This window comes from Comamonas sp. SY3 (assembly GCF_041730275.1).
Taxonomy (GTDB): domain Bacteria; phylum Pseudomonadota; class Gammaproteobacteria; order Burkholderiales; family Burkholderiaceae_C; genus Comamonas; species Comamonas sediminis.
Map to the genome: position 1 here is coordinate 394,605 of NZ_JBGTYN010000001.1, position 18,326 is coordinate 412,930.

The window sequence follows — 18,326 nt, forward strand, 5'->3', positions numbered from 1 at the left end:
GCATCAACGGCTCAAGGCCGTTTCATGCAGGGAGTGCCAGCGTACGTCACCATCGGCGCAGTCCACAATCGCCGTCGCCCAGCGCGCCGTGGCGCTGCCGTTCAGATGGTGGGTCTCCTTGTAGCGCAGCGCCACGCTGCTGGCGGCTTGCCACACAGTGGCCACCTCGCTGATCTCAATGCGCAGCCCGGGCCGGCCGCCAGCGGCCTGCTGGAACATCGCAGCCACCTGCGGCAGCTGCACCACGGCACCCGCGGTGGTCACCATGCTGAAGCCTTCGGCAAACACGGGCATCAGCTGGCCCATGGCGGCCCGGGCCATGCCCGGCTCGCCGGCAAAAATGGTTTGGATCAGTTCGTGCACTGCGTGGACGCTGCGCTCGGCAGCCAGGGTATAGGTCTTATCCATGGTGGTTATGGTCTGCAGGCAAGCTGCGCAGTTGAAGAAGAGGAAACAGGCCCAGCAAGGCAGCGATGGCAAATGTGAGATGGTAGGCCTGGGGCGCCGGCCAGTGCTGGGCGAGCCCATTGAAAAGCATCAGCAGCAGCGCCGCCCCCACGCTGAAGGCCATTTGGCGGTTGATGTTCCACAGCACGCTGGCCTTGTGAGTCTGGGCGCCGTCAAAATCCATCAGCGCCGTGGTCTGCGCGGTGTTGGCGCCCAACCCGCCACCCATGCCCATCAGCGCATAGGCCAGGATGAGGACCGGCAGATCCAGATTGGAATCGACCGCCGCCAGCGCTGCAATGCCCAGGCTGTGTAGCAGCATCGCCAGCAGAAACAAGCGCCCTGCCCCCACCCGGTTGTAGAGGCGCCCGCACAGCAGCATGGTTGCCAGGGCCCCTGCGGCATACACCACCATGAAGCGCCCCGTTTGCGCGGCTCCCATATGGAGCAGGTCTTGCAGATAAAAGATATTGAGCAGGTTCACCCCGGTAAAAACGCCGGGGATCGCGTAGTACACCCAGATCGACAACGCGAGACGGGGGCTTTGGAGCAAACGCACATCCACAATGGCATCGGCCACCTGGCGGAAATGCCGGGCATAGAGGTAGGCGAACCCCAGCGCAGCCCCCACACAAGCCAGCGCCACCCCACCGGCTTGGCCCGCACCATAGAGCGACATGCCCAGCAGGGCACTGGCCAGCGCAGCGCTGATCAGCAGCAGACCAGGCAGATCCGGCCGGCTCTGCGCTGGCGAGGGCTCGTCGCGCAGCCACATCCAGGACAACGCAGCAGCAGCCAGCGCCAGCGGAATGTTGGCGTGAAAGACCCAGCGCCAGGACGCCTGGTCCACGATCCAGCCGCCCAGGCCGGGAGACAGTGCAGGCGCCAGCAGCGCCACCGCCATGACCAGAGTAGAGATACGGGCCCGCTCGCTGCCTTGGAAGCGGTTGAAGGTCATCGCCTGGCCCACGGGGATCAGCAGGCCGCCCGCCATGCCTTGCACAAAGCGCCAGCCCACCATCTGGCCAAAACTGCTGGCCTCGCCGCAGGCCCACACGGCCGCCGCAAAGACCAGCATCGATGCGGCCAGCAACCGCCGGGCACCCCAGCGGCTGGCCAGCCAGGGGCTGAGCGGAATGACCAGGGTCAGCCCCAGAATGTAGGCGTTCGCCACCCAGGCGCTGGCCGCGCTGCGGATCTCGAACGCGGCGGCCATGCGCGGCAAGGCCACGGCAGGCATGAAGATGTTGATGCAGTCAATGAAAAATCCCAGCAGGAACACGGAGGCAATGCGGTAGCGGTACGTCATCTTGGATCCCTTTGGCCCAGCATGGTAGGCAGCGCTGCACGGCCCGTCGATACCGCTATGCTTGAATCTTTGTTTGGCCAGATTGAACAATGAACCGCATCGCCCTCTCCACCCAGCTCCACCGCGTGCAGACCTTTCTGGCCGTTGTCGAGCTGGGCTCATTCACCAAGGCGGCTGATTACCTGTCCATCAGCAAGGCCATGGCCAGCCTGCATGTCAAAGCGCTGGAAGAGGTTCTGGCGGTGACGCTGCTGCTGCGCAGCACGCGCAGCATTGCGCTGACCGAAGCGGGCCAGGACTTCTACGATGCATTCAAGGAGCTGGTCGGCCAGCTGGAAAACAAGTTTGACAGGGCCATGCAGGGGCGCAAGCGGATCGCCGGCACCCTGCGCCTGAGCACCACCGGCGAATACGGCGAGCGCTTCATCCTGCCGCTGGTGGCCAAGTTTGCGCAGCAGTACCCGGCCCTCTCCATCCGCTACGACACCAACTCTTCGCTCAGCGACCTGATTGCCGAAAAGCTCGACCTGGTGGTGCGCCTGGGCAGCCTGGCCGATTCCGATTTCAAAAGCCGCAAACTGGACGACTACGACATCCTGCTCGTCGCCTCGCCCGCGTTGCTCAAAAAACATCCCGTGCGGCAGCCCGCGGATCTGGCCCAACGCCCCTGGATCGCCAACAGCAACCTCCAAAGCCCCACGCACTGGACCCTGCGCGGCCCCCAGAACAAGACCTCCGAGGTCAAAGGCAGCGCCGCCCACCAGGCCAACACCTCCGCCGCCATCCGCCTGATGGCGCTGTCGTCGATGGGCGTTGCGGTGCTGCCGGCCTGGTTGATTGAGCAGGACCTGCACAGCGGCGCATTGCAGCAGCTGCTGCCAGGCTACAGCCTGCCCCGCCAGTCGATCAGCGTCGTCTTCCCCAACAGCAACCACCTGCCGCCCAAGACCCGCGCCTTTATCGACTTTCTCAGCAAGCACCTGGGGCCCTCTGCAACACGCCCTGCGGGGGTCTGAGCGGGGGCCAGCGCGATCCGTGTCCATCCCGCTTGGCGAGGGTTTTGAAGAGAATGCCTAGAACAGCGGCGCACAGGCTAGACCCAGCCTGGCTCCTCAGGGCGGCCGTCATCGGGATCAATGCGTTAATCGGCATGGAAAAAGCCCTCTGAAGAGGGCTGGGCAATCAGGCGGCGCTGCGCCTTCTGGTGAAGAACGCGGCCACACCCATGGTCAGCATCGACAGCAGGCCGGTACCCCAGCCGGCCAGGCCTGGCACAGGGGTGGGTGTGCTGGGGTTGGGTGGTGTGATGACCTTGGCAGGAATGTGCAAGGTGACGGTGACAGGGTCGGCCGTGCAGGCAGGCGTAGGGGCCGACGTGTCGCAGACCCTGTACTGGAAAGTCACATCGCCGGAATACACCCCATCAGGGGTGTAGACCATTAACTCGGGGTGGCCCGCATCGGGGATGCTCAGCGCTCCGTACTGCGGAGCGCTCAGGAGCTGGACCGATGCCTTGTTGATGGTCGTGCCGCCGCCTTCCACATAGTCGTTGGTGGTGACATCGGGAATCGCAAAGGCATCCGAGATGTTGGGCAGCGTGTGCTCATCATCCACGCCCTTGACCACCTCGGTGGCGGGCACCTGAGAGGCGGTCACCAGGATATTGTCAAACCCGGCATAAGAGTTATCGGTTTCCAAGGCCCAAACCACACCCAGGCGCTGGGTAGCGCTGGTAAAGCCCATTGCGGCCATGTCCAGCGCATAGTGCATGGCATGCCAGTCATACGACAGGCCATCGGCCGAGGTGCTGGAAAACGAAAAGACTTCTGTACGCACAGCAGCGGCGGGCGCCCCGTTGATATTCACGATGGCATCGGATGCCGCGTTGTTTACCAAGCCCAGCGTATCGCCGGCTTCGAGCCGGAAGAAGCGGAACTTGACGCTGTAATCTTTGTTGGGGCGATTGACCCACAGCTTGTTGTAGAAGTCGGTGGGGCTCGCCGGATCTGCACCCGCCAATTGCACGGCAAGCCCCGACCAATCCATCGACAGATCCATGAACTGCTGACCTTGCGTCGGGAAGACCAAACCAATCGTTTCGATGTAGCTATAGTCCCCCGATTGGCGAACCATGCCGCCGGTGAACTGGTTGGCAGGCCGCAGAGCATCCGCATAACCCCTGCCCTGCCAAGCAGGTGAATGCGTTGCGTTGTCCGTCGGGTTGTTGATGGACTGGGTGCACAGGCGGTCAGCGGTATTGATCTGGCTGTAAATGAAGCCATTGGCCACATCGTCATAGTTCTGGGAGAAGGTGCCGTAGCTGCCGCTCAACGGGGTGCCGCCGCCATCCTGGCAGATTTCTGCGGCCAGTTGGGTGGGATTGGGCGTTTCAAAATCGTTCTGATACACCGTAATCAGCCCCTGGGCAAACAGGCTGGAAGTGGCAAGCAACATGGCCGAGGAAACAACGATGTTCCGGGCACTCCGCTGACGAGTCATATAACGTCCTTGGCAATGATGTTACGCACGATCAATACATTCGATCGAGCCAATAAAGCAAAAGATGAAGTCTATTTAGCAAAGGGCGACGAAATGCAAGACGAAGGTCAAAGAAAGTGAATCAACAGCAGTTAGCCGTCGCTTGTCGCGCGAAGAGAGCATGTGACATAGTGTAAATGTATTTATTTGTTTCCAACATAACCGGATCTCAGTCTGCAACAGGTCCCCTCAGAAAAAGCAGCACCGGCCTTTGACGACCGGTGGTGGATGGCGGGCAAACAGCAGTGGGTGAAGCCGTAACGGCCGTGGCGATCGGCGTCTCGATCCGCGCGTGTACCGGACGACCCAAAGGGCCCTGGCGTGGTTTGAACGCATGCGAGGGGTTTGGCTAGAATCTGCCCCTTTGCCCGCAAGCACAACTGCGGGCCACAACCGGGCAAAGGATGGAGATGCGCTATCTGGTGGTAGGCACAAGTGGTGCAGGCAAATCAACCCTCGCCCGAGCGCTGGCAGACCTGACGGCGTCCCGCTATATCGAGCTGGACGCGCTGTACTGGGGACCAGACTGGCAGGCCGTGCCGACGGAGCAATTCCGGCAGGGGGTGGCGCAGGCCACGCAAGGCGAGCGCTGGGTGGCCGATGGCAACTACAGCGATGTGCGCGATATCCTCTGGCCGCAAGCCACCCATGTCGTGTGGCTCAACTACAGCCGCTTCACGGTTTTCTCGCGCCTGCTCTGGCGCACGCTCCGGCACAGCATCACGCGCCAGCGCCTGTCGCACGGCAACCGGGAGTCGCTGGCGATGGCCTTGTTCTCCATGGATTCGATCCTGCTGTGGGCCTGGACCACCTATGCCAACAACCAGCGCAAGTTTGCGCTCTGCGCAATGATGCGCAATTTGCGCATCTGCAATGGCTGGAGATCCGCAAGCCTTCAGAGGCCGCACAGCTGCCCCAGACCATCGCGGCACCGCCACAGCACTGACCAAGCGCGGCACTGGCAAGCGCGGACGCCGCCGCGCACCGCCTTACTGCAACCCCAGGAACTTGAACGGCGCCGAAGGCTGGAAAGCCCCTGTCGCATCGCCGGCAAACGCATGGTTCTGGTTGGGGCCCAGATCCAGCTTCAGCACCTTGCCGGTGTCGCGGCTGAAGTTCAGCGCCTTCAGGTCCACCCAGAAGGTATTGGGCGTCAGCGCCGATTCAAAGAAATAGAGCTTGCGCTTGTGGTCGAACACGGTGCGCCAGCGCGTCGAGGAGATATTGGGCTGGTCCGGGGTCGTGATGCCATAGGGCACGGAGACATTGCGGATCACGCTGAACACGCTGGCCAGCGCCTTGTTGGGCTCCTGGTCCTGCGGCACGGCATTGACGTAGAAGGAGGCGCGCGCAAAACGGTCGGCAGCGCGGTTGGTGCCGGGCAGCATGACGGTGCCGCCAATCTGTTTCCAGTAGCTGTTCAGCGCCAGCTGCTCGTCAAAGGTGGGCGAGTTGGTCATCACCTGGTAGCTGCGGCTGTGGTGGATGACCTGGCGGCCGCCGATGTACTCGACGATGGCGCTGTCGCCACTGGCGTCCGACATCGACAGGTGCAAGGTGGTGAGCCGGTCTTCGCCGGGCACGTTGTCCGAGACGATGGTGAAGGGCTGCTGCTCCAGCGCCTTGACGGCCTCGGCCACGGTCGCAAAGTTGTCGAGCACATACTGCGCCCAGGCGGCAATCGTCAGGCCGGGCTTGCTCTTGTCATCAAATGCGGGGTACTGCGACTCGGCCAGCCACAGCAGGTTGGCGCTCAGCCCTGCTTCGTTGACGCCATCGGTGGTCGAGACGTCATAGCCCGAGGTCACCAGGCTGCCGTAACGCGAGGTCCAGCGCAGCGAGTTGGGCCCCGCCTGGCCCGTGCGCTCCATGCCACGCGGCAAGACCCAGAGGTTGCTGGTGATGTCGTTTTTCCAGTCCATCGAGCGCGCTGTGATGACCTGGTCGTTCGCACCCAGGTAGACCACCCGCGTGCAGGCGATGGCGCTGCTGATGCTGCTGATGCCCAGCACGCCCGCCAACATGGCCGCAGCCAGCTTGCGCGCAGTCGGCCGATTCATCTTGTTCGTCATTGGTCTCTCCCTCCCATCGCCAGATGGGCTCTGTCAGACAAGCCAGCGGGCCGCGCCTGCCGCACCGGGCAGGGGCGACCCGGCTGCGTGTTTACTGGGCGCTGGCCTTCCAGGTGCCGTCGGCCTGTTTGCAGAACCAGAACTGCCACTCCTCCTTGCGCTTGCCGGTGGGCCGGCTGGCTTCCACATTCAGCAGGCGGCAGGTATCGGCCTTCTGGGTCTGGCTGGTTTGCAGCGGGGTCAGTGCCATCTGCACCTGGCGCGAGCGCGGGCCGTGGCTGCTGGTCCATTGTGTGGTGCTTTTGTCAGCGGCATGGTTCAGCACATCGCCCACCGCCTTGCGCAGCGCGGGCACATCCTTGGCGGGAACGCTGGCGGTGATGGTCTGGTTCAGAAACGTCAGCGGCGCGGCAGAAGCGGCACAGGCCAGCCCCCCCAGAACGGTGGCCAGCACCAGGGCGGACAGGGGACGAGCAGCGGGCTTTTTCATGGTGGCATATCCTCTCATTGAATTTCTCGGTGCGGTCCTGCGCGGCTGGGCAGGCCTGCACAGCGAGCGTCCTCGGGACCGCGTTATCAGCGAGATGATCATATTCCATATAGCCTGATCCACCCACCCAATGAAGGCGATGAGGGCGTTCAGCAGCGCTGCCAGATCCTCCGCAGGATCCCGCCCTGCGCTGCGAACACATCAATGACTCGCGGGCCTGGGCGGTAGCGCGGCAAGGCAGCTTCACCAGGGTGGCCGGGCATCGCAAGTGCCGCTGCCGGTGTCCAGCGGCTGCGGGGTGGTCAGGCCAACCGGGGCAGGTGCCGGGCCACTGCAGCTCCCCTCTGCAGCGACCACTTCAGCGGGTTCCACTACCCGCACCTGCACCGCTTGAGGACTGCGACGCGCTTGGGCGGGATGTAGGGCCTTAGCAGCAGCGCTGACCCCGTCCATGCCACCGCAGCACGAGGCTTGCCAACAAGGCGATGCCAAGAAACAACGCAAATGATAATCATTTTCATATAAAATGGCATTTTTCAGGCGCCAGCAATAACAACACCTTGCCTTGAGCCTGCATCCTCCGCATGCAGCACGGGTCAGTAGCCAGCAGTCTTTCCTTCCCCTTTTGCATTCACTGGCTGGACCCTATGGCTTCTCGCACCTCTGACAAGGCGCAGCGCATGGCTGCGCGCGCCACTTCCACTTTCCAACCCTGTTGCCTGGCCGCTGCCGTGGCCGCGCTGGTATCCAGCGGTGCCTGGGCGCAGCAGGCCGCGCCGGAGCCGGCTGTGCCACTGGCACAGACGGAATCGACGATGCCGCAAGTCACGGTGCAGGCCAAGGCAGAAAAGGCCCCCGGCACGATCACCGTGATCTCCGGCGAGGAGCTGGAAAAAGCCAACAGCATGGCGGACATCTCGCGCTACCAGCCCCTGGTGTCGGCCCCCGGCACGGCATCGGGCACCAGCCGCAACCGCAGCAGCTTTGACCGCTCGGGCACCACCGGCTACAACATTCGCGGTATCGAAGGCAACCGCATCGGCATGGATGTGGACGGCATTGAAATGCCCGATGCGAGCACCCGCCCCTATGTCAGCCGCGCCGGCAACAACACCTTTGGCATTGGCCGCGACTTTATCGACCCGGAGATGTTCTCCTCGGTCGGTATCCAGTCGGGCACCACCACGGCCCGGCGCGCCGCTGGCGGCATTGGCGGTGCCGTCAGCTTCAAGACCAAGTCGGCCAGCGACTTTCTGCGCAATGGCAACACCAGCTACTTCGGTGGCAAGCTCGGCTTTGATTCCGCCGACCATTCCTGGAACGAAAGCATCACCGCAGCCGGCAAATCGGGCAGCCTCGATGGCCTGATCGCCTTCTCGCGCCGCGATGGCAAGGAGACGCAGAACAACAGCGCGCTGGGCATCAAGGCATCGCCGGAAGACTGGCATTCCAACGCGCTGCTGATGAAGGGCGGCCTGCAGATCGATGCCGAGAACCGCCTGGAGCTGTCCGCCGACCTGTACCGGCGCAGCAACCAGAACCAGTTCTATGGCTGGAGCAGCGACAACAGCACCATCACGCAAAACAATAGGCAGGACAGCGACACCAGCCGCAACACGCTGCAGCTGTCGCACCTGTGGACGCCCACCAACGCCGTGCTGGACCAGTTGGACACGCGCCTGTTCTTCCAGAACACCGATACCGAAGACGTGACCGACACCACGACGTTGGCGGGCGGCGCCACCACGCGCAACCTGTCGCAAAACAAGACCAAGGCCTGGGGCCTGTCGACGACCGGCGACAAGCACATCGGCCGCCATCGCATCAGCTTCGGCTTCAACGCGCAGGCGCAGAGCCAGGAGCGCCCCTGGAACGTGCCGGGCTACATGAAGCCACAGCCCGACACCGACACCACGCGCCTGGGTGCCTTCATCCAGGATGACATCGGTTTTGACGTCGGCGGCAAACGCCTGGGCGTGATTCCAGCGCTGCGCGTGGACCGGGTCCAGGTGGAGCCCAAGCATCTGGGCGATTTTGCCGAAGGTGCGCTGACCGAAGAGGCCGCCTCCAAGCTGTACAGCAACCTCAGCAGCACCATCTGGAGCCCGAGCCTGGGCCTGACCTATGCGCTGACGCCCCAATTCATCGCCTACGGCCAGTACAAGCGCAGTGGCCGTGCACCGACCGCTGGCGAGGTGTTTGGCTCCTGGAACATGGACCAGAACTATGCCGGCTCTGCCCAGTACGCACTGATCGGCAACAGCAACCTCAAGCAAGAGACCAGCAACGCCTTTGAGATCGGCGTCAAGGGCTCACCGGCGGACGGCGTGCTGTTCAATGCATCGACCTTCTACACGCGCTACAAGGATTTCATCGGCTACACCCGCTACACCCGCGCCAGCGCACCGGACAAGTTCAGCAATGTGCCGGCGCACATCGGCACCATCTACCAGGCCGAGAACCGCGACGAGGCCACGATCTATGGTCTGGAAATGAGCGCCCGCCTGGACCACGGCCAGTGGGCACCCGCCGTCAAGGGCCTGTACTCGACCTGGGCGCTGGGCCTGGCCCATGGCACCTCCAAGTCCTACTATGCCGGTGACAAGGACGTGCCGCTGGATACCATCCAGCCGCGCAAGGCCATCATCGGCGTGGGCTATGACGCGCCCATGCGCGCCTGGGGCGTGAACATGACCGGCACCTTTGTGGCCGGCAAGCAGGCCCAGGCCACCAACCGCGACAGCTACACCAATGCCGGCAGCAACCTTGCCGACTCCAGCATCGAGCAGTTCCGCGTGCCCGGCTATGCGCTGTTCGACCTGTCGGGCTACTGGCAGATCAACAAGAACGCCCGCCTCAACGTCGGCATCTACAACCTGACGGACAAGCGCTACTGGGATTACGCCAGCAGCCGCAGCCTGCAGCCCTCCGTCGCCAAGGACCAGCGCGACATCCAGCTGCTGACCAACCCGGGCCGCACCTACGCCGTCTCGTTGAACGTCAATTTCTAAGCTCATCTCCCACCAAGAAAGGACCCCGGCATGAACCGCTTTTCCGCCACCATGGCCGCACTCGCAGCCGCCGCGCTGCTGACGGCCTGCGCCAGCAACGACAGCAAGACCGCAGCCCCCGCCGCTGCTGCCAAGACCGCAGCCCAGGGCCCAGTCGCCCCCGTGGGCGGCCACGGCCACAATGCCTTCATCGGCAGCTATGACGCCAACCGTGACGGCGTCGTCACCCGTGAGGAATACGACACCCTGCGCAAGCAGCGCTTCGTCGCCGCCGACACCAACAACGATGGCTGGCTGAGCGAGGACGAATACGTGGCCGAGTTTGAAGGCCGCCTCAAGGCCCAATATGCTGCTGCAGGCAAGAAGCCCGACCAGCAGTACGAAGGCAGCATCAAGCAGGCCCATGTGCGTTTCCACATCCTCGATACCAACAAGGATGGCAAGCTGAGCCTCGAAGAAGAAATCGACATTGCCAACAAGACCTTCAAGAACGCCGACCGCAACGGCGACGGTGTGGTCAACGCAGCCGACATGGCAGGGCAGTAAACCATGCAAGCGCGCCATCTGTTTGCTGCGCTTGCGGCGACGTTCAGCCTGAGCGCCGCCCAGGCCCACATGCCCTTTCTGCTGCCCAGCGTGTTCGATGTGCAGCCCAAATCCACCATCAGTGTGGATGCGGGCTTTGCAGAAAAACTGTTCCTGTCCGAGGTCCAATTTGGCGACACGCCGTTCAGCGTCACCACGCCCTCGGGCACCACGCTGCCCTTTGGAGATGTGCACCAGTTCAAGACCCGCACGGTGGCGGAGCAAAAACTGCCTGACGAGAAAGGTACCTACCGCCTCTCCACTGGCCCGCGTCTGGGCGCCATCTTCCGCAGTTGGGAAGTGAACGGCAAAACCACCGTCGTGCGCGACCCCCAGGCCGCCATGCCCGAGGGTGGCGTGATGAAGCTGCACTACCAGTCACTGTCGGTCTCCGAGGCCTATGTCACCGCCGGTGCGCCCACCCCCACCAAGCCCTACGGCAAGGGGCTGGAGATCGTGCCCAGCACGCACCCCAGCGATGTGTTCGCCGCAGAGAGATTCAACTTTGCAGTGCACTTTGACGGCAAGCCGCTGGCAGACCACAAGGTCAGCATCTACCGATCGCCGATGGACCTGCAAGGCCAGAACAGCGTGGATGAGCTCAGCACCGATGCGCAGGGCGACATCAGCTGGACCCCAAGCAAACCGGGCATCTACATGGCGCTGGTACGCCACCGCGCCCCAGCCCCCGAAGGCGCTGCCGCGCCGACCTATGGCTACAACTACACGCTGACCTTCCGGGTGCTGGAGCAGTAGTGTTGCTCAGGGCTGTGGCACTCGCAGCGCTTGCTCCATCTCTTGCAAGCTCCCCGCAGGGCCACGGCCCGCCTTCCATCACCCATCACCAGTTGGCATCCGCCCTCCCCGGCGGGCGCTGCGGCGCGAACACCTCAACCAGGTGGTCCACCAGCGCCTTGGTCTTGGCGGGCAGATGGGCTCCGCCGTGGAACTGCAGATAGATATCGGCGGGCGGCAGCCGCCAATCCGGCAGCACCGGCAGCAGTTGACCCGCGCGCAGCAGTGGGCCGACCTCCCACTCCGAGCGCATCAGGATGCCGTGCCCCGCCAACGCCCAGGCGGTGGCCGACTCGCCATCGTTGGCGCTCAGCGGCCCCCTCACCTTCACCGTTTCTGTCTGTGTCCCGTTGCGCAGATGCCAGGTGCCAAACGCCTCGTCGCCCTCGCGGATAAAGAGGCAGGCATGGCGCGTCAGCGCTTGCGGTGACGATGGCGCGCCCCTGTCTTGCAGATAGCCTGGCGAGGCACAAAGCACACGGCGGTTGCGTGCCAGCACCCGGGCCGTCCAGCGCGAATCGGGCATATCGCCCATCCGAATGACCACATCGAAACGGTCCTGAGCGAGATCGGCAGGCCGGTCGCTCAGCTGCAGCTGTACCTCCACCTCTGGATAGCGGCGTGCAAACGTTCCCAGCGCTGGCGCAATATGCCGGCGCCCAAAGCCGAAGGTGGCATTGACCCGCAACAGGCCCTGCGGCACGGCGGCCGCCCCGCCAATGGCACGCTCCAGCGAACCCAGCTCGGAGAGCAGACGCGCACCCTCGACCAGGTAGCGCTCGCCCTCAGGCGTCAAGCCCATGCGGCGGGTGGTTCTTTGCATCAGCCGGGCACCCAATCGCGCTTCGAGCGCCGCCAGGCGCTTGCTGACGGCCGGGCCGGTGACACCGAGCTGCTGGGCCGCGCTGCGCATGCTGCCCTCTTTGCTGAGCAGCGCAAAAAAGGCGATGTCGGAAAATCCATCCATTCGTAACTCCAGCGACCGAAAGTCGTGCTCTGGCGCGCATTGTATATTTTCGCCTCAGCTGTGAGACTCGGAGCCATCAGTACACAGAGCTCCCCACATGCACCGCACCCTTTACCGCAAGCTGGTCGACGCCCATACCGTCGCCCAGCTCGATGCGCAGAACGTCCTGCTGTTCTGCGATCTGCACTTGATGAACGAGTACACCAGCCCCCAGGCCTTTGCCGGCCTGGACGAGCAAGGGCGCCAGGTGCTGATGCCCGGCCAGAACATGGCCGTGGTCAGCCACGTGATTCCGACCGACCCGGGCGTCATCCGCGTCATCCGCGATGCTGCGCCCGCGCTCCAGGCCAGCAACCTGCGCAAGAACTGCGAGCAGCATGGCATTCCCCTGTTCGGCACCCAGGATGCGCTGCAAGGCATCGAGCACGTGGTGGCGCCTGAGCACGGCATGGTCCGGCCCGGCATGGTGGTCATTTGCGGCGATTCGCACACGACGACCTACGGGGCATTGGGCGCGCTGGGCTTTGGCATCGGCACGTCGGAGGTCGAGCACGTACTGGCCACGCAAACCTTGGTGTACCGGCTCGCCAAGGACATGCGCATCCAGGTCGATGGCGTGCTGCCGCTGGGCACCACCGCCAAGGACCTGATCCTCATGGTCATCGGCCATATCGGCGCCCAGGGTGCGCGAGGCCATGTCATCGAGTTCTGCGGCACCGCATTCGATGCCATGTCGATCGAAGCGCGCTTTACCGTGTGCAATATGGCCGTCGAGGCAGGCGCCCGTGGCGCCTTGATCGCGCCCGACCAGGAGGCCGCAGACTATGTGCTTGCGCGCTCCGCAGACCTGAGTGGCGCCGTACAGCAGGCCGCCCTGCAGCACTGGGCCAGCCTGCGCAGCGATGCAGGCGCGGTGTTTGATGTGGAGCACCGTTTTGATGCCAGCGACGTGCCCCCGCATGTGACCTGGGGCACCAGCCCGGACCAGGTCGCGCCCGTTGGTGGCGCGGTTCCTGACCCGGCGATGCAGGCCCCTGGGCCCCTGCGCCGCAGTACCGAGCAGGCACTGCGCTACACCGGGCTCGCAGCAGGTATGCCGCTCGAAGGCATCGCCATCCAGCATGTCTTCATCGGCTCCTGCACCAACGCCCGCATGGAAGATCTGCGGGCCGTGGCCGAGGTGGTGCGCGGGCGCCAGGTGGCCCAGGGGGTCCGTGCGATGGTGGTCCCGGGCTCCGGCGCGGTCAAGCAACAGGCGGAAGCAGAAGGCATCGCCCGCCTGCTGCTGGATGCCGGCTTTGAATGGCGCGAACCGGGCTGCTCCATGTGCCTGGCGATGAACGGCGACATTCTGGCAGACGGTGTGCGCTGCGCCTCCACCACCAACCGCAATTTCGAGGGGCGCCAGGGACGCGGCGCCATCACCCACCTGATGAGCCCGGCCATGGCGGCTGCCGCCGCCATCACCGGCACCATTACCGACGTTCGGCGTCTGGAGACCCTGCATGCGTGAGCAACACATCCTGAGCGGCAAGATGGCCCCTCTGGCGATCGAGAACCTGGACACCGACCAAATCATGCCCAAGCAGTTTCTGCACGGCATCGACAAGGCCGGGCTGGACAAGGGCCTGCTGTATGACCTGCGCTTTGACGCCGCAGGCCGCCAGCGCCCCGGCTTTGTGCTGAACCAGCCCGAGCGGGCCGATGTGGAAATCCTGGTGGCAGGTGCCAACTTTGGCTGCGGCTCCAGCCGCGAACACGCGGTATGGGGGCTGCAGCAATACGGTATCCAGGCCATCATCGCACCCAGCTTCGGAGAAATCTTCTTCTCCAATGCGATGAACAACCAGTTGCTGCTGGTCATGCTCCCCGAGACGGACATCGCCATGCTGATGGCCGATGCCGGCAGCCTGGAGACCTCGCATGTCCATATCGATCTGCAGACCCTCCGGGTCAAGAGCCAGAGTGTGGATGCCGCCTTCAGCCTGTCGGAACGCCACCACCGCATGCAACTGGAACGCACAGACCTGATCGGCATGTCGCTGATGTACCAGGCTGAGATCAGGCATTTTGCGCAGCGCCACTGGGCAGCCTATCCTTGGCTCAAAGACGTGGCCCTGCGCACCCGCCAACAATTGGGTGCGACGCCACGCGCCCAGCAACCGGCCAGCTTTGGAGGAAAAGCCTGATGTTCGAGCGTTTTGACACCCGCGATGTAGCCGTCAATGGCACCGTGATTCGTTGCCGCGTTGGGGGCAGCGGCCCCGCGCTGTTGCTGCTGCACGGCCACCCGCAGAGCCAAGTGATGTGGCACCGCGTGGCGCCGGCGCTGGCCGAAACGTTCACCGTCGTCTGCGCCGACCTGCGCGGCTATGGCGACTCGGCCCGCCCCGGGGCCAGCCCGCACCATGCCGCCTACAGCAAGCGCACGATGGCCCAGGACATGGCCGATCTGATGACCAGCCTGGGCCACCAGCAGTTCCGCCTCGCCGCGCATGACCGGGGCGCCCGTGTGGCCCACCGCCTGCTGCTGGACCACCCGGGCCGGGTACAGCGTGCGATGCTGCTCGATATCGCACCAACCTTGGCCATGTACGAGCAGACCACGGAAGCCTTTGCTAAAGCCTACTGGCACTGGTTCTTCCTCATCCAGCCCGCACCGCTGCCGGAGCGGCTGATCGACGCCGACCCCGCCGCCTACATCCGCGATGTGATGGGACGCCGCCATGCGGGCCTGGCCGCCTTCGCGCCGGAGGCACTGCAAGAGTACCTGCGCTGCATTGCCATCCCGGGGACCGCCACATCCATCTGCGAAGACTACCGCGCATCCGCAGGCATTGACCTGGAGCACGACCGGGCTGATAGGCAGAAGGGGCACAAGGTGCTGGCCCCACTGCGCGTGCTCTGGGGCGCCGAAGGCGCCGTGGGGCGCTGCTTCCCGGTGCTGGACCTGTGGCGCGAGGCCGCCACCGAGGTCAGCGGCAAGGCGCTCGGCTGCGGCCACTACATTGCCGAGGAGCAGCCTGCACAGTTGCTGGAGGAGATGGCGGAGTTTTTTGCCGTCTGATGGGCAGCGATGGAGGTGGTCATCTCGAGGCTCGCTGAGGGTATCGGCGGGCCTTTTGCATGAACTAGGACTGATCAGCTGCTATGGAGCCCACTGCATGGGTGACCTTGGCCTGCCGACCTGCGACTGTCTCCGCCCGCTTCTTTCCATGCAGAGCTGCAGAACGCCGTTCGCCAACGCGCAGACAGTTTGCAATTCATTGCTCATCTTCAGGTCTCAACACCGAATACATCCAAGGCAGGCTGACGAGAAGTGCCTTGGCATCTACGTCAAACTCTTCCCTGTAGTGGTGCTGGTGTGGAACCGGAATGCTCGGATCACCCACCTCGAAACCGAGTGCATTGAGCCTTTCTTGGTACCGGCCGATCGGACCGTAAGCAAAGATTTGATCGTGGCGGTCCCAGACAATAGTCGCCCTTTCTTCCACGGAATAGGCCCAAATATCAAACCTCGCATCACCGCCTAGAAACGAGCAGAATCTGCCGATGAAAGCTTGAAGTTCTTCTAGTGAAAGTGCTGGACTTTGGTAGCGACCTTCCGCCCCTTCCCCTCGCGACGTGTGAAGAACAAAAAGCAGAAGATAAGGCGGCGCGAGACTGGCAACGAGCGCCGTAAATGGCAAGGCATCGCCAGCAGGTACGCCTGCTATCAAACGCGCTGTGGAATCCACTGATAAAACTGTATACACCCGTCTATGCGAGAACGGAGCCCAACTGTTGGCGACAAAATAGGAAAGCTTGTGCATCTGGGATAACCACTTGAATGTCGGCCTCTGTGTGAAGCAACCAAGGCCAGAGCAGATCACCAGATTCGCCTGATCCAAGCCGAATCGACGAATCCTAGAGCCCCTTGTGACGCTCAGATAATCTTCAGATATTAGACCCATTCAGGAACCTGACCTTTTCCACCGGAAGTGCAGTCCTGAAAGCCTTGCACACATCGCTTATCGTCGACATTTTCAATCGGTTGATGGTGACCAAGATCATTGGAATGAATCCCGCTGCTCAGATGGTTTCGGCCATCCCACACGCTGTCATATAGACGTTGAATCGCCCCATCTTTGGGACACCATTGAGGTGTTAGAAATATCGCTGTTCAGAGGAGATAGCCCTGCCGCCGGCCCGACTTGGCTCTCAAAGAACTCGTTGGCCTTGGCAACAAGCTTTGGGTGATGAATCCTTGCCTAACCCATCTCTCTGATCAGGAATGAACGCCAATTCTTCTTGCATATCTGGACTCGGTTCGAGAGTACTACTGGTGATATCTTCTCAGCTGAGTGGAAGGACAGACAGGGACGCCTGTTTGCGGCCCATTTAGCGCTGAGCCTTGTATTTCACCATTAGGCTCGCCAATGAAAGTTTTCGTCATCGGTTTAGATTCCTCCACTACGTAGCGGCCGATTGCGGCCCTAAATCGTCATCTCGAAACTACCAAAGGCCCTTTCGCTGCCATTCATGAGTCCCACTTATGACTACATGCGCTCTAAAGGGCTCGAACAGAAGCCGCTAAACCTCTAGCATGCAAGCCATGTATCAGCGGGCCGAGCCTGCGGCCAACGGCAAAGTCCACACACGCCATCGTGCCAGCACGGCGCTGCCTAACACCTTGGCCAACCAGAAGCGTTAAAGCGCTAGCCCCTGGTGGGCTCGCCCTGCACCTGCCCCCAGCCGCCGCCCAGCGCCTTGTACAAGGCCACGCTGGCGCGCAGGCGCTCCTGGTGCAGCTGCACCGCCAAGTCCTGCGCCTGGTACAGCGAGCGCTGCGTGTCGAGCAGCACCAGCTGCGTCTCGGCGCCGGCGCGGTAACGGGCCTCGGCCAGCGCCAGCGCCTTGCGGGCCTGGCGCAGTTCCTCCTCTTGCGCCAGCGCCTGCTGCTGCACACCGGCAACGGCGTTCAACGCGGTCTGCACATCGCTGAAGGCCTGGACAATGCTCTGGCGGTAGGCCAGCAGCAGCTCCTCGCGCTGGGCCATCACCAAATCACGGTTGGCGGCCAGGCGGCCGGCATCAAAGATGGGCGCAGCCAGGCCAGCGGCCAGCGAGTACAGCGGGTTGTCCAGCACACGGTGCAGTTGCCGGCCTTGTGCGCCCAGCTCAGCGCTCAAGGTCAGGCGGGGCAGCATCGCGGCGCGTGCGGCTTCCAGATCCGCATCGGCGGCCTGCAAGCGGGCCTCGGCGCGGGCAATGTCGGGCCTGCGGGTGACCAGCGCGATCGGCTCGCCCTGGTCGATGCGGGGCACCTGCAAGGCTAGCACACTGCTTTGGCGGACGGCAGGGCCTTGCGCCTGGCCCAGCAGCAAGGCCAGGCTGCGCTGGGCATCGGCCTGCTGCTGGTCGAGCGCAGCCAGCGCGCGGCGCTGCGCCGCCACCAGGCCGCGTTGTTGCGCCAGCTCCAGCGGTGTGGCCGCGCCCAAACGGGCCTTGGACTCGACCAGCGCCAGCAGGCGCTCGGCGGTTTGCAGATTGCGCTGGGCAATGTCACCGCGCTCACGCAGGCCCACGTTCAGCAGCCAGGCGTCTGCGACTGCGGCGGTGACCGACAGACGCACCGTGTCATGGTCAAAACTGCTGGCGCGCAGCGCAGCGCCTGCTGCATCGCGCTGCGACTGCAGACGGCCCCAGAGGTCCAGCTCATAGCTGGCGGCCAGGCCCACCGACAGGTTGCGGCCCGTCGTTTCGGCATGGCCGCCCAGCCGCCCTTGGTGCCCGGCCTGGGCGGTGGCATTGACGGATGGCAACAGCTCGGCCCCGGCATAGCGGGCGCTGGCCTGTGCCTGCTGCACCCTGGCCATGGCGGCGGCCACATCCAGGCTGTGCTGCTGGGCATCGGCCACCAGCGCATCCAGCTCCGCGCTGCCAAAGCTGCGCCACCAGCCCTGGCTGACGGCATCGCCTGGGGCAGCGTCACTGCGCTGCCATTGGGCCGGCACATCCAGCGCCTGCAGTTGCGCCTGCTGTACCCCCTGAACCTGCGGCCACGCCGACACACAGCCGGCCAGCACCAGGGCCGCTGCCAGCGCGCTGGCAATTGGGAAGATCTGCATAC

The 18,326-nt window shown here is 63.7% G+C and carries 15 protein-coding genes; 7 read left to right on the plus strand and 8 right to left on the minus strand.

The window, feature by feature from the left end; translation table 11 throughout:
• Nucleotides 1-3: 3 nt before the first annotated feature.
• Entirely contained in the window at nucleotides 4-408 is a 405-nt protein-coding gene (locus ACCQ08_RS01725; protein WP_369458894.1) for a DUF4440 domain-containing protein, read from the minus strand.
• Nucleotides 401-1,756 carry an MFS transporter gene (locus ACCQ08_RS01730; RefSeq protein ID WP_373448674.1) on the minus strand — a complete coding sequence of 452 codons (1,356 nt, stop codon included), beginning with the start codon at nucleotides 1,754-1,756 and terminating at the stop codon, nucleotides 401-403. Before ACCQ08_RS01730 ends, ACCQ08_RS01725 begins: the two co-directional genes overlap by 8 nt.
• Nucleotides 1,757-1,845: 89 nt before the next feature.
• On the opposite strand from ACCQ08_RS01730, the gene ACCQ08_RS01735 reads away from it, so the two are divergent.
• Entirely contained in the window at nucleotides 1,846-2,772 is a 927-nt protein-coding gene (locus ACCQ08_RS01735) for a LysR family transcriptional regulator (RefSeq protein ID WP_373448675.1), read from the plus strand.
• A gap of 166 nt (nucleotides 2,773-2,938) precedes the next feature.
• Here ACCQ08_RS01735 and ACCQ08_RS01740 read toward each other — a convergent pair whose 3' ends face one another.
• The 3 genes from ACCQ08_RS01740 to ACCQ08_RS01750 form a co-directional block, all read right to left on the minus strand.
• Complete coding sequence (locus ACCQ08_RS01740; RefSeq protein WP_373448676.1) at nucleotides 2,939-4,255, minus strand: Ig-like domain-containing protein; 1,317 nt, start codon at nucleotides 4,253-4,255, stop codon at nucleotides 2,939-2,941.
• 1,028 nt (nucleotides 4,256-5,283) lie between these two features.
• Nucleotides 5,284-6,318 carry a linear amide C-N hydrolase gene (locus tag ACCQ08_RS01745; RefSeq protein WP_373448831.1) on the minus strand — a complete coding sequence of 345 codons (1,035 nt, stop codon included), beginning with the start codon at nucleotides 6,316-6,318 and terminating at the stop codon, nucleotides 5,284-5,286.
• 139 nt (nucleotides 6,319-6,457) lie between these two features.
• The gene (locus ACCQ08_RS01750) at nucleotides 6,458-6,856 is read right to left on the minus strand and encodes a hypothetical protein (RefSeq protein ID WP_312459082.1); all 399 of its coding nucleotides are present in this window, start codon (nucleotides 6,854-6,856) and stop codon (nucleotides 6,458-6,460) included.
• 647 nt (nucleotides 6,857-7,503) lie between these two features.
• Between ACCQ08_RS01750 and ACCQ08_RS01755 the strand changes: the two genes are divergently transcribed.
• The 3 genes from ACCQ08_RS01755 to ACCQ08_RS01765 are packed head-to-tail and all read left to right on the plus strand — an operon-like array spanning nucleotide 7,504 to nucleotide 11,208.
• Complete coding sequence (locus ACCQ08_RS01755; protein WP_373448677.1) at nucleotides 7,504-9,867, plus strand: TonB-dependent hemoglobin/transferrin/lactoferrin family receptor; 2,364 nt, start codon at nucleotides 7,504-7,506, stop codon at nucleotides 9,865-9,867.
• A 30-nt stretch (nucleotides 9,868-9,897) separates the two neighbouring features.
• A complete protein-coding gene (locus tag ACCQ08_RS01760) occupies nucleotides 9,898-10,413 on the plus strand; it encodes an EF-hand domain-containing protein (RefSeq protein WP_239811250.1) in 516 nt (171 codons plus the stop codon).
• Between the two features lie 3 nt (nucleotides 10,414-10,416).
• A complete protein-coding gene (locus ACCQ08_RS01765) occupies nucleotides 10,417-11,208 on the plus strand; it encodes a DUF4198 domain-containing protein (protein ID WP_373448678.1) in 792 nt (263 codons plus the stop codon).
• 85 nt (nucleotides 11,209-11,293) lie between these two features.
• On the opposite strand, the gene ACCQ08_RS01770 is transcribed toward ACCQ08_RS01765, so the two are convergent.
• A complete protein-coding gene (locus tag ACCQ08_RS01770; protein ID WP_239811248.1) occupies nucleotides 11,294-12,214 on the minus strand; it encodes a LysR family transcriptional regulator in 921 nt (306 codons plus the stop codon).
• A gap of 97 nt (nucleotides 12,215-12,311) precedes the next feature.
• On the opposite strand from ACCQ08_RS01770, the gene leuC reads away from it, so the two are divergent.
• From leuC to ACCQ08_RS01785, 3 genes are read left to right on the plus strand one after another with little or no spacing between them, the layout of a single operon-like run.
• Nucleotides 12,312-13,727 (plus strand): 3-isopropylmalate dehydratase large subunit, encoded by a 1,416-nt coding sequence (gene leuC / locus ACCQ08_RS01775; RefSeq protein WP_373448679.1) that lies wholly within the window; start codon nucleotides 12,312-12,314, stop codon nucleotides 13,725-13,727.
• The gene (leuD, locus tag ACCQ08_RS01780; RefSeq protein ID WP_373448680.1) at nucleotides 13,720-14,403 is read left to right on the plus strand and encodes a 3-isopropylmalate dehydratase small subunit; all 684 of its coding nucleotides are present in this window, start codon (nucleotides 13,720-13,722) and stop codon (nucleotides 14,401-14,403) included. Before leuC ends, leuD begins: the two co-directional genes overlap by 8 nt.
• Nucleotides 14,403-15,281: an alpha/beta fold hydrolase gene (locus ACCQ08_RS01785; protein WP_373448681.1), complete on the plus strand. Its 879-nt coding sequence runs from the start codon at nucleotides 14,403-14,405 to the stop codon at nucleotides 15,279-15,281. The genes leuD and ACCQ08_RS01785 overlap by 1 nt, the downstream gene beginning before the upstream one ends.
• A gap of 196 nt (nucleotides 15,282-15,477) precedes the next feature.
• Here ACCQ08_RS01785 and ACCQ08_RS01790 read toward each other — a convergent pair whose 3' ends face one another.
• Together ACCQ08_RS01790 and ACCQ08_RS01795 are read right to left on the minus strand one after the other, a co-directional pair.
• Nucleotides 15,478-16,026, minus strand: coding sequence for a hypothetical protein (locus ACCQ08_RS01790; protein ID WP_373448682.1), 549 nt, complete (start codon nucleotides 16,024-16,026; stop codon nucleotides 15,478-15,480).
• Between the two features lie 885 nt (nucleotides 16,027-16,911).
• Nucleotides 16,912-18,324: an efflux transporter outer membrane subunit gene (locus ACCQ08_RS01795; protein WP_373448683.1), complete on the minus strand. Its 1,413-nt coding sequence runs from the start codon at nucleotides 18,322-18,324 to the stop codon at nucleotides 16,912-16,914.
• Nucleotides 18,325-18,326 lie beyond the last annotated feature (2 nt).